Annotated in this window: 15 protein-coding genes and 1 tRNA gene; 5 read left to right on the top strand and 11 right to left on the bottom strand. The window is 73.4% G+C overall.

Annotated elements, in window-relative coordinates:
• Positions 1–69: 69 nt before the first annotated feature.
• The 7 genes from ACQP1S_RS25560 to ACQP1S_RS25530 form a co-directional block, all read right to left on the bottom strand.
• Complete coding sequence (locus ACQP1S_RS25560; protein WP_091250478.1) at positions 70–786, bottom strand: response regulator; 717 nt, start codon at positions 784–786, stop codon at positions 70–72.
• On the bottom strand, positions 756–1,949 hold the full coding sequence (locus ACQP1S_RS25555; RefSeq protein ID WP_432900054.1) for a hypothetical protein: 1,194 nt from the start codon (positions 1,947–1,949) through the stop codon (positions 756–758). The genes ACQP1S_RS25560 and ACQP1S_RS25555 overlap by 31 nt, the downstream gene beginning before the upstream one ends.
• A complete protein-coding gene (locus ACQP1S_RS25550) occupies positions 1,939–3,138 on the bottom strand; it encodes a sensor histidine kinase (protein WP_432900051.1) in 1,200 nt (399 codons plus the stop codon). Before ACQP1S_RS25550 ends, ACQP1S_RS25555 begins: the two co-directional genes overlap by 11 nt.
• 240 nt (positions 3,139–3,378) lie before the next feature.
• The gene (locus tag ACQP1S_RS25545) at positions 3,379–4,212 is read right to left on the bottom strand and encodes an alpha/beta fold hydrolase (protein ID WP_432900048.1); all 834 of its coding nucleotides are present in this window, start codon (positions 4,210–4,212) and stop codon (positions 3,379–3,381) included.
• A 109-nt stretch (positions 4,213–4,321) separates the two neighbouring features.
• Positions 4,322–4,861 carry a DUF4240 domain-containing protein gene (locus ACQP1S_RS25540; RefSeq protein ID WP_432900045.1) on the bottom strand — a complete coding sequence of 180 codons (540 nt, stop codon included), beginning with the start codon at positions 4,859–4,861 and terminating at the stop codon, positions 4,322–4,324.
• A gap of 209 nt (positions 4,862–5,070) precedes the next feature.
• On the bottom strand, positions 5,071–5,274 hold the full coding sequence (locus tag ACQP1S_RS25535) for a DUF397 domain-containing protein (RefSeq protein ID WP_432900042.1): 204 nt from the start codon (positions 5,272–5,274) through the stop codon (positions 5,071–5,073).
• A gap of 60 nt (positions 5,275–5,334) precedes the next feature.
• On the bottom strand, positions 5,335–5,559 hold the full coding sequence (locus ACQP1S_RS25530; protein WP_432900039.1) for a GntR family transcriptional regulator: 225 nt from the start codon (positions 5,557–5,559) through the stop codon (positions 5,335–5,337).
• A 221-nt stretch (positions 5,560–5,780) separates the two neighbouring features.
• On the opposite strand from ACQP1S_RS25530, the gene ACQP1S_RS25525 reads away from it, so the two are divergent.
• Positions 5,781–6,119 carry a hypothetical protein gene (locus tag ACQP1S_RS25525; RefSeq protein ID WP_432900036.1) on the top strand — a complete coding sequence of 113 codons (339 nt, stop codon included), beginning with the start codon at positions 5,781–5,783 and terminating at the stop codon, positions 6,117–6,119.
• Between the two features lie 8 nt (positions 6,120–6,127).
• A complete protein-coding gene (locus ACQP1S_RS25520) occupies positions 6,128–6,469 on the top strand; it encodes a hypothetical protein (RefSeq protein ID WP_432908316.1) in 342 nt (113 codons plus the stop codon).
• Positions 6,470–6,476: 7 nt separating this feature from the next.
• Here ACQP1S_RS25520 and ACQP1S_RS25515 read toward each other — a convergent pair whose 3' ends face one another.
• The gene (locus tag ACQP1S_RS25515) at positions 6,477–7,430 is read right to left on the bottom strand and encodes a ketopantoate reductase family protein (RefSeq protein WP_432900033.1); all 954 of its coding nucleotides are present in this window, start codon (positions 7,428–7,430) and stop codon (positions 6,477–6,479) included.
• Positions 7,431–7,506: 76 nt separating this feature from the next.
• On the opposite strand from ACQP1S_RS25515, the gene ACQP1S_RS25510 reads away from it, so the two are divergent.
• Complete coding sequence (locus tag ACQP1S_RS25510; RefSeq protein ID WP_432900030.1) at positions 7,507–8,097, top strand: TetR/AcrR family transcriptional regulator; 591 nt, start codon at positions 7,507–7,509, stop codon at positions 8,095–8,097.
• A 99-nt stretch (positions 8,098–8,196) separates the two neighbouring features.
• Here ACQP1S_RS25510 and ACQP1S_RS25505 read toward each other — a convergent pair whose 3' ends face one another.
• Both ACQP1S_RS25505 and ACQP1S_RS25500 read right to left on the bottom strand, forming a co-directional pair.
• A complete protein-coding gene (locus ACQP1S_RS25505; protein WP_432900027.1) occupies positions 8,197–9,618 on the bottom strand; it encodes a hypothetical protein in 1,422 nt (473 codons plus the stop codon).
• Positions 9,619–9,846: 228 nt separating this feature from the next.
• Positions 9,847–10,482: an NAD(P)-dependent oxidoreductase gene (locus tag ACQP1S_RS25500; RefSeq protein WP_432900024.1), complete on the bottom strand. Its 636-nt coding sequence runs from the start codon at positions 10,480–10,482 to the stop codon at positions 9,847–9,849.
• 246 nt (positions 10,483–10,728) lie between these two features.
• Between ACQP1S_RS25500 and ACQP1S_RS25495 the strand changes: the two genes are divergently transcribed.
• Positions 10,729–11,130 (top strand): NUDIX domain-containing protein, encoded by a 402-nt coding sequence (locus ACQP1S_RS25495; RefSeq protein WP_432900021.1) that lies wholly within the window; start codon positions 10,729–10,731, stop codon positions 11,128–11,130.
• A gap of 95 nt (positions 11,131–11,225) precedes the next feature.
• Here ACQP1S_RS25495 and ACQP1S_RS25490 read toward each other — a convergent pair.
• A tRNA-Arg gene (locus ACQP1S_RS25490) sits at positions 11,226–11,298 on the bottom strand.
• Positions 11,299–11,448: 150 nt separating this feature from the next.
• Here ACQP1S_RS25490 and ACQP1S_RS25485 point away from each other — a divergent pair.
• Entirely contained in the window at positions 11,449–12,138 is a 690-nt protein-coding gene (locus ACQP1S_RS25485) for a hypothetical protein (RefSeq protein ID WP_141723172.1), read from the top strand.
• Positions 12,139–12,220 lie beyond the last annotated feature (82 nt).

Here is a 12,220-nt window from a genome sequence, read left to right as displayed (position 1 = left end):
GACCTCCCCCGCGCATTGGTCTCCTGGCGTTCAGCCTCGCGGACCCCCGGTGCGCTGTCATGACACCCGTTAGGGGGTCGGCCGGTCGTACGACGCCTGTGACCGGTAGATGCCGATCTCCTCCGGCCGGATGAGGCCGTCCTCGATCGCCCGGGCCAGTAACGCGGCCTTCGTGGCGGCCGGTCGACCCGCCCGGGTGTACTTGATTCGGGCCCGGTCCACATATTGTTTGACGGTGTGCTCGCTGATCTGCATCCGGCGGGCCACCGACGCCTTCGACATCGACTGGAACCACAGCAGCAGCGCTTCCCGCTCCTTGTCCGACAGGGCCGGCCGGTCCGGGCGCGGATCACCCACCATCGCCCCGGCCAGCGCCGGCGGCACGTACGGGCGGTCGCTGGCAGCGGCCAGCACCGTCGCCACGCAGTGTTCCCGCCCCTCGTGCTTGGCCAGGAACGCGGTCGCCCCGGCGTCGAGCGCGGCCAGCATGGTCGCCGGGTCGGTGTGCTCGGAGTAGACCACCACCCGCCGGCCGGCGGCGCTCAGCTCGGCCAGCTTGTCGAGCATCATCCGCCCGTGCAGCCGCAGATCCAGCAGGATCACGTCGGCCTCCGGTGCGGTCCGCAGCACCAGGTCCGGGTCGTCGCCGGTGGCGAGCACCCGCAGCCGGGGCTCGGTGGCCAGCCAGGCCCGTACCCCGTCGATCACCACCGGATGGTCGTCGACGATCGACACCCCGACCGGGCGATCCCCGCTCACGGCCGACGCCATCGGGTCTGCGTCCACCTGATCTCCCCGTCCCGTTCGAGTACGTGTTCCACCTGGTCGTCGTTGCCCACCGGGGTGGCCGGCGGATCGGTGGCCCCCGGACCGTCCACGTCGGGTGCCACCAGGCTGATCACCACCTCGTCCGGGCCGGCCACCACCGTCAGTCGGGCCCAGCCGGTGGCGTCCGCCAGCGCGGCAGCCAGTGGGTCGGCCAGCCGTCGGCGGACCTCCACCGGCAGGGGTGGTGGCGTGCCGATGGCGATCAGCTCGATCGGCAGCCCGTTGCGTTCGGCCAGGTCGGCGGCGGCCCGCAACTCGTGCAGCAGTGGGTCCGGCACGTCGTCGGACTCGGCGATCAACCGACGTAACCGGGTCGCCGCCAGCACGCACCGGCGCTGCACGAACGGGTCGGTCGGGTCGGCGCGACCATCGGCCAGCTCCGCCAGCACCTGCTCGGCGGCGCTGCCGACCAGCGCCAGTCGGGCCCGCCGGTCCGCCCAGGCCCGTTCGGCGGCGTCCCGTTCGGCGCGGACGGCGAGGGTGGCTGCGGCGGTGTCGGCCCGCTGCCGGGCGAGGGTGGCGATCACCGCGGCCCCGGTGAAGACCGCCACCGGCAGCGACGAGGTGCCATAGACGTACATCGCGTAGCGGGTCAGGTCGGCGGGGGCGGTCGCGCCGTCGCCGATCAGCGCGGCGAGCGCGATCACCGAGTGGCCGGCCAGCAGGATGATCATCCAGCGGATCGGGCGGCCCCAGAGCACCACCACGAAGAACCAGGCCAGCCCGGTCCACGCCCAGTTCCCGGCGGCGAAGAGCTGCCGTTCGCCGGCCGCCGCGAAGACCGCCGCGTCCACGGCCAGCAGGATCGCCGCCAGTGGCACCACCGGCGGCAGCCCGCCGTGCAGCAGCCGGTGTCCGGCCCACCCGCCGACGGCGAGGGCGGCCAGCCAGCCCGCCGCGACCACCGTCGGGGCGGCCAGTTCGGGCCACCCGCCGAGCAACGCCGGCAGCCCGATCGCGAGGTGCCAGACCAGCGCGATGGCCACCGCCGCGATCCGGGCGCCCCGGTCCGAGACCCGGGCCACGTCCACCATCGCGCCGTCGGTGCCCGCCGGGTCCTCCGCGCGCACCACCGGCCGGGGTACGCGGACCGACGTGGTCGCGCCGAGGTCAGTCGACATGCGGCCACTCCAGCCTGATCCGGGTGCCGTCGCCAGGGGCGGAGGTCACCTCCGCCCGTCCACCGATCTCGGTCAGCCGGCCCTGGATCGACTCGCGCAGCCCGTACCGGTGGACCGGGACGGTGGTGGGGTCGAAACCGGGGCCGTCGTCGATCACCTCGATCACGACGCTGCCGCCGCCCCGCCCCAGCCGCACGACCACGTCGGCGTCGGGCGCGTGCCGGGCCACGTTGTCCAGCGCGGCGGCGGTGGCGTCGACGAGCGCGGCGGTCACCCCCGTCGGTGCCGCGCAGGGCGGCAGGGTGGCGGTCACGGTCAGCTCGGGGCGGCTGGTGAGCAGCACGCGCAGGCCGGCGTCGAGGTCCACCGGGCCGGTGTCGGCGTCGGCCTGCCCGGCCACCGGCGTCGATCGGGCGTGCGCGAGCCCGACCAGGGTCCGCAGGTCCGCCCCGGCCCGGTCGCGCAACGCCGCCGAGCCGGCCGGCAGGGCACCCAGCCCGACCATGGTGAGCGTGGCCAGGACCGTGTCGTGCAGGTCCCGGTTCTGCCGCCGTTCCACTTCCTGGGCCGTCCGGGCCAGCACCATGTCCCGGCGCAGCCGCTGGAAGTCGGCGAAGGCGGCGTCGGCCCGCCCGATCCAGCGGCGCATCACCGCCGTCATCATCGCCGCGCAGGCCGTCTGCACCAGCAGGGTCGCCGCGTGTGCGGACGCCTCGACGGTGTTGCCGGCGGCCGAGGTGCCGGCCGCGTAGCCGGCGGTGACCAGCAGTCCCGCCGGCACCGACCAGCGGGCCGGGGCGGTGGCCTGCGCGTTGATCACGGTGGTGCTGGCCAGCACGGCGAGCCAGCTACCCTCGCCGGGCAGCACCTCGGGGGCGACCAGCAGCGGGGCCAGCAGGCTCGCCGCGACGGTGAACGCGACGTCCCCGGCGACCAGCCCGGGGCCGATGCCGACCCGCAGGGCCCGCACGGCGTACCACACCGACCAGCCGGTCAGCGCGGCCACGGCGGCCAGCAGCAGCGACACCCGCACCGGTGGGGTACGCACCGCCAGCGCGGTCACCGCACCGAACAGCCCGCAGGTCAACCGCAGCAGCGCCGGCAGGGTGGTCAAGATGAGTTGGAACGCGCCACCGGCCGGCCGATCCAGCAACGACGGTGACGAGGTCGGAGCGGAGAGGGCCGACATCAGGGGGCGGGCGTCCTTCGGGCGGTGACCTGTCCGGGTCTGCTCGGCGGTGCATCGACGCCGGAGAATAACATGAGCTGTTAACTGTTCACCTTTGGTGCGCGCCGTGTCGCGTTGCGTTTCGCGTGCCGGTCCGGTACCCGGAGCGCGTGCCGCCCCGGGCCCGCCCGCCCCGTGCCCGCCCCATGCCCGCCTTGTGCCCGCCCGCCCCGTGCCCGCTCCGTGCCCGCCCGGTGCGGGTCAGCGGGAGAGCCACTCCAGGGCGGCCGGTGCGCCGCCGAGCACCGAGAGGTGCCCGTCGTCGGCGGTGATCCGCAGCTCGGCCGCCGGGCAGACGTCGGCCAGCCAGCGGCTGTGGTCGGCGGGCACCACCCGGTCCCGCTCCCCGTGCAGCAGCAGCACCGGGACCGGCACCCGGGCCGGGGCGAAGCCCCACGGGGTGACGTACGCGAGGTCGTCGTCGATCAACCCACCCGGGCCGCCGCGCACCGCCGGGCCGACCACCTCGTGGAGCCAGGCCCACGGCCCGGCCAGGGCGGCGAGGTCGGCCGGGGTGAACTCCGGGTCGTAGTCGGCGTCGGACGCCTCGTGCCGTTCCTTGGCCGCCCGGCCCTGCGCGGCGGCCCGCAGCGACGCCTCCCCGGACGCCGTCATCCCGGCGAACCAGTCCAGCCCGGCCGCGTCGTAGGGGGCCAGGCCGGCGACGGCCACCACGGCGACGACCCGGTCGGGCAGCAACGCGCCGCTGGCCAGCGCGTGCGGTGCGCCACCGGAGTGGCCCATCGTGGCGAACCGGCCCAGGCCCAGCGCGTCGGCGACCCGGGCGACGTCGCCGGCCGCCGAGGCGACGTCCCGCCCGGGGCGGGGGGTGGAGCCGCCGTAACCGGGCCGGTCGTACGACACCCAGCGCAGGCCGAGCCGGTCGGCTGCGGCGAACAGCGGGGCCGGTGGGGCGCCGATGTTGGGGGTGCCGTGGTGCCAGACGACCGGCAGCCGGCCGGTGCCGTCGTCGCCGGTGTCGTAGACGTGCAGGGTGCCGCCGTCCGGCAGCGCCACGTCGCGCTCGCTCAGCACGGCAGTGCCCCGGTCGGCCGCGTGCAGCGCAGAAGGAGCGGCAGGGAGCGGACCCCCGGTCGCTGGCCCGTCGGCGGCCCGCTGCCCGGACGCGGGGCCGGCGGGCGGCTCACTGGTGGGCCCAGCCGGTCGGGTTCGTGCACGACTCCCGGGAGATGCCGGAGCCGGTCCGGGGCGACTCACCGAAGCGCTGCCGGTGCAGGCGGGCGAAGAAGTAGCCCATGCCCTGGAGGTAGCCGTCGGGCAACGCCCAGGTCGGGTCGGCCCGGACCGCCTCGTAGAACTCCCGCCCCAGCGCCACCACGTGGCCCCGGCCATAGAGGAAGCCGTCGTCGGAACCGTCGATCACCGCGTGCACGTCGGCCCGGTCGACGTCGTAGAGCTTGCGCTCGGCCACCCGGTCCAGGTCGGTCAGCTCGGGGCCGGACAGGTCGGCGCAGAGCTGGCCCAACTGGTCGAGGAAGGCGTCCAGCCAGCCGTCGATCGCATACCCGCTGTCGTCGTCGGCGGCCCGGTCACGGGTGAGCAGCGCCCGGCGCAGCGCGGCCGGCTCGGGGCCGAGCCGCTCCCAGGCGGCCTCCAGCAGGCCCCAGAACCGGGCCTCCTCCTCGGCCGTGGGCAGCCGGTTCGCGGTCTCCGTCTCACTCATACGCCGCACGGTAGCGGCCCGCCCCGACGTTTTCCGGGTATCCGCTTCCGGTGTGGGACCGTCGCACCACAGCACGCCGTGGTCGCGCAGCGCGCCCAGGGCGTGCGACTCCTGGTCGGGAGCGCGCCCAGGGCGTTCGCCGGGTGACCGGGAGGGCGGCGCTGCGGCGTCGGGGCCGCCCTCCCGGTGGTGGGCGGCCCCGATGACGGTCAGCGCAGCCCGCTCCCGCTGCGTACCGCGTGGACGAAGGTGGCCCAGGTGGTCGGGTGGAAACGCAGCGCCGGACCGGACTGGTCCTTGCTGTCGCGTACGCCGATCAGGCCGGGCAGGTTGTCGGCCACCTCGACGCAGTTGCCGCCGCTCCCGCCGCTGCGGGTGCTCTTGCGCCAGACGGCCCCGGCCAGGTCAGTCATGCTCGCTCCTCGATGATCATCCCCGGCAACGGCAGGGGTACGCGCTCGCATAGCTGGGGCCTACTTGCCCCCTGCCACGTAGACGCCACGCCCGGGTTGCCCCACGACCAGGTCACGGTCGTGCAGGAGTGAGACGGCGCGGTACGCGGTGGCCACGCTGACGTCGAACTGTTCGGCAAGCTCGCTGGTGCTGGGCAGCTTCGTCCCCGGTGTGAGCTCGCCGCTCTTGATCTTCGTGGTCAGGGTATCGGCAATGCGTCGGTATTCGGCAGGTGCAGAGGGCATGGTTTCGGTCCCTTGGTTCGGCCCTGCCATCTGACCACGAGCCGACCAACGTCAGCAAGTGATGCAAGACAGTCACGCCTTGTGTCTTTACCTACGTCAACTAGTGACGTAGATTCTTCGTGGCTGCCCTTGGTTCGGCAAACGAAGGCCAGTCCCCGTCAGGGCGGCGCGGATCCCGTCGCCCTGACGGTCCACTCTGTCCTGAGAGCCGGGGAGCATCGATGGGTCGGATCCACCGTGACGACTACCTGTTGACCGCCGCACTGACGTTGGCCAGCCGGCACCGACCGGTCTGGAGTTGGCGTCGCTGGCGCAGGGTGTGCCAATGCGGCGCGGAACTGTCCTGCCGAGCGTGGCACCACACTCCGATCAGCCGGGCGAGCCGGCCTACTGTCGGTGAGTTGCCGTTGCTGATCCGGGCGGCGTGGGAGTGCCTGGACCAGCACCGGCGCGGGCGCTGCGGGAAGTGCGCCGAGACCGGGTTCTGCCCGCTGGTGGAGGCCGCCCGGGGCCGGATCAGGCAGTGGCGCAGGTTCCGGCACGTCTGGGGGTGGCGGTGAGGACGCCGCTGCCGAAGGCGGGTGACCTGGTGGTGGTCGGCCGGGCGGCCAGCGTGCAGTTCGTCAGGCCGATCACGTGCCGGGTCATCCGGGTGCTCGACTGGATCACCTACGACGGGTGGTGCTGGCTCGACGTCTACCAACTGGACGCCAAGGGGGACGCGGTGGCCCGGCGGTCGATCTTCGTACAGCCGGCGGGGTTGGCGGTGTCGTCGCCTGCGCCGGTGCCGCGCGCGCCGAGCCGCCAGGTACGCCGGGGGCCTTCTCCGGTCGGGGTGCCGCCGGTGCCGCGCCGGGCGGACCCTGGGCGTCGGGCGGCCGGCGGGCGCGGTACGGCCGGTGGTGGGTGACGGAACGTCAGGGGGTCGTCGTGGCGGCGAAGTAGGGCTCGGCCGCCTCCAGCCGGGGCACCCGCACACCCAGCCGGCGTGCCTCCGCCAGGGTGTCGCGGCAGACCGCGCGCAACTCCTCGGGGTTGGCGTGCGCCTGCGTCACCGTGCGCATCGGCGGGAAATGCCCCATCAGCCAGGACATGGCCGGTGCCGCCAGCCAGAGAGGCGCGGTGAAGGGCAGCAACTCGCCGCGGTGCCGCCGCAGATCGACGCCCCGGGCCTCGACGAGCGGCAGCAGCTCGCGGGTGGCGAGGATCGCCTCGCGGATGTCCCCCGTGGTCAGACCGGACAGTGAGCCCCGCCGCAGGCTCTGCGTGTGCAGGCCGGCGTTCTGGACGAAGTGGACCGACAGCCAGCCGCGGAAGTCGGAATTCTCCCGGACCCTGAACCCGGCCGCGCGGAACACCCGGCGCACGGCCTGCTCGCGCGCGGTCGGCGGCCGGTCGAGAGTGCCGAGGAAGACCACGGGCAGCAGCGCCGCACGCAGCACACCGTCGTCGCCGAAACCGCCACCGGCCCCGGGGAAGCCCCAGGCCACCTGGTCGGCGGGAAGGTGCGCGGTCGCGGCCAGCGGCTCCGCCCACAGGTTGTTGAAGACGAGCACCGTGGCCCCGCCCACCCGGGGCCCGAGGAAGGCCGCCGCCTCGGCGAAGCCGTAGTGCTGCACGCTCAGCACGATCAGGTCGAAGTCGTGGTCCGGCTCCAGCGACTCCCGGTAGCGTGCCGGCCACCGCTCGGCGACCCGCTTGCCCCACGGCCGCCGCCGCGCGTCGCGCAGATCGAGGTCGATCGCCTCCCCGTACGCCGCCGCCCGTCCCGGCCGGACGTAGAACTCGACGTGGTGCCCGGCCCGTTCCAGGGCCCATCCGTAGGTCGCGCTGATGACGCCCCGGCCGAACATCAGGATCTTCACGCGCACCTCGGGGATATAATTGGAGACCATCTCCACTTTCAAAATATGGAGACAGTCTCCACTTGTCAACACGAGGTCCCGCATGACCGACGCCAAACCGCTGCGCGCGGACGCTAAGCCGCTGCGTGCCGATGCCCGCCGCAACCGCGACGCCCTGATCGCCAGGGCCCGCGCCCTCTTCGCCGAGGGCTGCTTCGACCTGCGCTTCGACGACTTCGCCAAGCTGGCCGGGGTCGGCACCGGCACGCTCTACCGGCACTTCCCCACCCGGGAAGCCCTGGCCGAAGCGGTCTACCGGGAGGAACTCGGCGCGCTGTGCGACCGGGCCCGGGAGTTGCAGGCCACCCTCCCCGCCGACGAGGCGTTGGCGTCCTTCCTGCGGGGTTTCGTGGCGCACCTGCACGCCCACGAGGGCCTCGCCCGTACCCTCTCCACGCTGATGGCCACCCACTCGGGAGTGCTGGCCGAGGGTGCCGAGGCCCTGGGCCAGGCCGTCGCCGACCTGCTGGCCGCCGCCGTCCGGGCCGGAACCGTCCGCGATGACGTGGGGGTCGGCGCGATCATGATGGCCCTCCAGGGCATCTGCGCGGCGTACGGCCACCCCGCCTACCGACCCGACGCGGACGGCGTGGTCACCCTCGTCCTCGCCGGCCTCCGCCCACCGGCGCGATGAAGTGCGGCCCGCGCCCGTACCGCTGGTGGCGGGGGAACGCGGGCCGCACAGGAGGCCGGGCGTGGTGCGGGCGGGTGTCGCCCGCACCACGCCGGTGCCTCAGGTGTCGTAGCGGCAGGTGCCGCTGGTGTTCGCGGTGCAGTCGTTGAGCTGGAGGCTGTCCAGGTTGATGGCCTGGTTGCCGGTGGTGGACTGCGCCGGCACGTTGACCGTGAGCCGCACGCTGGCGGCGTTCGCCGGGGCGGTGGCGGTCGTCCGGTACTCCAGCCAGTTGCTGGCGAGCGTGTCGGTGGCGCCGGTGCTGGTCGACAGCAGGGTGCCGCCCGAGTTGTACCAGGCGAGCTGGAGTTGCGTGTTGACCGCCGTGCCGCTGCGCAACCGGGTGAACAACTTGTAGGTCCGGCCGGCGGTGACCGTTGCCCGGTTCGTCAGCGAGATCGACGACGTGTTGGACGGCCCGGTGTAGGTGTTGAACTGGACCGACCGGCGGCCGTCGAAGTAGGTGCAGGAGTTCCCCGAGATGCCGCAGGCGGGCGTCACCTGGTGCCACCCGCCGGACGAGGTGAACGTCGACGTGCTGCTGCCCGGGGTGGTGGCCTCGACGGTGCGCTGCTCGGCGGTGAGCAGGTCGTTGTTCGCGCCGACGTCGCAGCAGACCGGTGCGGTCAGCATCGGGTGGTTCGCCACGTTCACCTTCGCGGTGGACGGGCTCGGGTCGATGTAGAAGCTGGCCGACAGCTCACTCGGGTCGTAGTAGGTGCGGAACCCCGGATCGGTGTTCCAGTTGTCCCACCAGCCGTACATGATGTCGGGGACGTAGGAGGCGCCCGTCTCGGCCATCCAGGCGTGCCCCGCGCCGAGGACGTGCAACAGTTCGTGCCCGGCGACGCCGGTGGTCCACGATTCGGTGACCGCCGAGCAGTGCACGCCGCTGGAGTTGCCGCCGGTCGGGCACTGGTAGGCGTCGGAGTTCGACGCGAAGTCGGTGAAGACCAGGTAGATCCGGTTGCTGTCCTGGTATCCGGCGGAGACCAGGTCGCTGCGGACGGTGCTGGCGGGGGTGCTCGGATTCGCCCCGGCGTCGATCTTCTCGGGGACGATCAGGGAGCGGGCGTAACCGGCGTACGTGCTGGTGTCGTACCCGGTGCGGCAGCTGAAGTTGTAGTGCTGGTCGTAGTTGGTCGACTCGTCGAGCGCCCAGTCGATCCGGTCCACCACCTTGGCGATGTACTCGACGTTGGCCTCGTAGTTGTTGCCGACGCCGTCGTGCCACGCGTAGATCACCTGGACGGCGGGGGTCGCCCCGGTCGGCGCGGCCGGGTTGGCGACTGTGGACTGGCAGCCGCGCTTGGGCACGGTGGGCATGGACGGCTGCGCGTACGGCTGGGCCGGCTCGGTGCCCGGCCCCCAGGCCAGGGCGGGGGTCGGGGCGGAGACCACCGCGAGAGCGGTGGCCAGGGCAGCGGCGACGACGGCGGTGAGGGTGCGGGGCCGTCGGGTCCGGAACGGGGACCGGGGCAAGGGCGCTCCTCGAATGGTGGTGGACACTGCCGGTGGGCAGCGCACTCCATACAACCGATTCGAGTGACATGCATCAATCTTCATCGATGGTGAGTAAGGTCATTCCCAATTCCCGGGCGAATGCTTGTCCTATCGCCAATAACGTGCAGTGACCGTATCGTCACCATGCGCATGCGCGGCTCGGGCGGCTCGCCCCGGTCCGCCGCCGCTCCCTGACCCTCCACCACGTCAGGCGGTCTCGACGCCCACCTGGGTCCGGTGGTGCACCGGGGCGTCGATCTCGTCGATCAGTGCGACGGCGAGATCCGGGTACGAGATGCGGCTGGCCAGGTCGGCGGTCGTCGCGCGGTACCGCCCGGTGCGCCCGCCGCCGTGGTCGAAATCGCCGGCCGGGCTGACGACCAGCCAGTCCACCCCGGCGGGCGCGGCCCGCAGCACCTGCACGCCGGCGGCGTGGGCGAGGGCAAACCCCCGGTACTCCTGCGGATAGCCGGGCGAGTCCATCAGCGCCACCCCCTGCGCGGTCGTCAACGCCGCCGCCAGGCCGACCACCAGCAACCGGCCCACCTCAGCGGCGGCCAGCCCGTCGAGCAGGGCACGGGCGACGCCGGGATAGAACGCGTCGGGCCGCGCCGAGGCGTCGTAGACGGCGCTGATGGCGGCATCGTGTCCAGCGGCGACCTTGGCGACACTGTCCAGGTCGGTCGCATCACCGACCACCAGGCGTACGCCATCCGTCGGCAGGCTGCCGTGCGCGCCTGGATCGCGGACCACCGCAGTGACCTGATGACCCCGTCGGCGCGCTTCGGCGACCGCCGCCCGACCGGCCCGGCCGCCCGCACCGAACACCACCACCCTGCTCATAGCGACACCTCGCTTCCCCCATGTCGGCCCGGTTGCCGACACCGCCGCCGACCGTAACGGGGAAGCTGGTTACCACCGGGAAACCGACCAGCGTGAGACCGTGGCCCGCTCCCTCGGCGTGCCCGGCCCGGTCCGCTCCCGCCGCCCCGCCGCCCCGCCGCCGCCCGGAGCGGTGCCGGGGTGGTCGGGTCGGCCGTCCCCGCCGGGTGGAACGGGATCGTCCTACCCCTGTGCTCGAATCCCGTCATGCATGTCGTCGTCGTGGGCGCCCTCGTGGACAACGGTGCGGTCCTGCTGGTGCACCGCAGCCCGACCCGCCGGGCATACCCGGACCGCTGGGATCTGCCCGGCGGACACGTCGAAGCGGGGGAGTCGGCACCGCAGGCCCTCGCGCGTGAGCTGCACGAGGAACTCGGCGTCCACATCGTGGCGGAGTCCGTCACCCGGCTGGGCGACCTGCGTGCCGGCAGTGGTGAGGATGCCGTTCACCTGGTGGTCTGGCACGTCGGCGACTGGATCGGCGCGCCGACCAACTGCGCACCCGACGAGCACGACGACATCGCCTGGGTCGGGATCGACGAATTGGACGGCCTTCCCCTCGTGCACGGCGGTCTGCCGGCACTGCTGCGTTCGCTGCCTGAGACCTGAACGGCTGCCTCGTCGCGACGAAGCCCGGACAGTCGTGTCGTCGAGATGATCGACGGCGTCGGGCCTGTCGGGCTTGCCGACCTGCGGTAGGAGTGTGCGCCCGGCAGGATTCGAACCTGCGGCCTTGGGATTAGAAGTCCCCTGCTCTATCCGCTGAGCTACGGGCGCGCGGCGTACGTGTCGCGCCAAGAGGGTACCGCCGACCCCCTGCCGTACGGGGGAACGGGTCGCGTCCGGACACGCGTGATCAGCGTCGCACGACACCCCCGATCCGGGCACCTGGCTTCCGTCGGCGCGTCGGCCCGTACCCTCGGGTCCGTGCTGTTGGAACCGGACGCCGAGAACGAGGTCGCCTCCGAGCTGTGCCAGCTCCTGGGCCGGGCCATCCTGCCGGTCCACGCGGCGGGCGGCCCCGGTACCGCCTTCTTCCTCAGCCACCCGGGCGGCGAGTTCCTGCTGACCGCCGAGGGGGTCGCCGCACAGGCGCAACGGCTCGGCCTGCGGCCCAGCATCACCGAGCCGGCCGGCGTGGCCGGTGAGTCGCTGGCGCTGGCGGATCTGCCGGCGCAGTGGATACGCGATGCGCGGCTCGGGGTGGCCGCCCTGCCGACCGGCGAACTCCACGGGTTCGCCGCCGGGCAGGGTTGGCGGTGGCGGGTGCAGCCGGTGCCGGCCACGATCGCCGTCCGGGCGGACGACCTCGCCGGGTTCGGCGTCGGGCCGGTCACCGCGATCGTGCTGGCCCTCGGCGTCGACGTCGACGGCGGTCGCCCGTTGGAGGTCGCCGTCGAGCGTGCCGTCCGCGACGGCGACTCGCTGCGGATCGACGCCGCGCTCCCCGCCGGCTACGTCGGCGCTCCCGTCTTCGGGGTACGCCCCGACGACGTCGGGGAGATCAGCCTGCGCTGCCTCGGCGTGGTCCTGCCCGGCGGGCACGACGACGATCTCGGACCCGGCCACCCGGTGGCCACCCTCGACCGCGCGCTCGCTGTCCTACCCGCCCCCTGATCCGCAGCCTGCTGGTCCCCCGGCCCTCTGCCCGCCCTCCGCCTTTGAGTGAGGCGTCTTGATCGACTCGCTTGGGCCGATG

The organism is Micromonospora matsumotoense (genome assembly GCF_050951065.1).
In the GTDB taxonomy this organism is placed as follows: Bacteria; Actinomycetota; Actinomycetes; order Mycobacteriales; family Micromonosporaceae; genus Micromonospora; species Micromonospora matsumotoensis.
The sequence above is the reverse complement of the archived record's forward strand: the minus strand, read 5'-3'. Positions and strand labels throughout refer to the sequence as shown.

What these genes read in the sequence shown, in the direction of transcription:
- ACQP1S_RS25510 (WP_432900030.1), top strand. Translation starts at nt 7,507, where the DNA reads ATGACCGACGCCAAACCGCTGCGCGCGGACGCTAAGCCGCTGCGTGCC.
- ACQP1S_RS25555 (WP_432900054.1), bottom strand. Translation starts at nt 1,949, where the DNA reads ATGTCGACTGACCTCGGCGCGACCACGTCGGTCCGCGTACCCCGGCCG.
- ACQP1S_RS25500 (WP_432900024.1), bottom strand. Translation starts at nt 10,482, where the DNA reads ATGAGCAGGGTGGTGGTGTTCGGTGCGGGCGGCCGGGCCGGTCGGGCG.
- ACQP1S_RS25540 (WP_432900045.1), bottom strand. Translation starts at nt 4,861, where the DNA reads ATGAGTGAGACGGAGACCGCGAACCGGCTGCCCACGGCCGAGGAGGAG.
- ACQP1S_RS25530 (WP_432900039.1), bottom strand. Translation starts at nt 5,559, where the DNA reads ATGCCCTCTGCACCTGCCGAATACCGACGCATTGCCGATACCCTGACC.
- ACQP1S_RS25525 (WP_432900036.1), top strand. Translation starts at nt 5,781, where the DNA reads ATGGGTCGGATCCACCGTGACGACTACCTGTTGACCGCCGCACTGACG.
- ACQP1S_RS25550 (WP_432900051.1), bottom strand. Translation starts at nt 3,138, where the DNA reads ATGTCGGCCCTCTCCGCTCCGACCTCGTCACCGTCGTTGCTGGATCGG.
- ACQP1S_RS25535 (WP_432900042.1), bottom strand. Translation starts at nt 5,274, where the DNA reads ATGACTGACCTGGCCGGGGCCGTCTGGCGCAAGAGCACCCGCAGCGGC.
- ACQP1S_RS25495 (WP_432900021.1), top strand. Translation starts at nt 10,729, where the DNA reads ATGCATGTCGTCGTCGTGGGCGCCCTCGTGGACAACGGTGCGGTCCTG.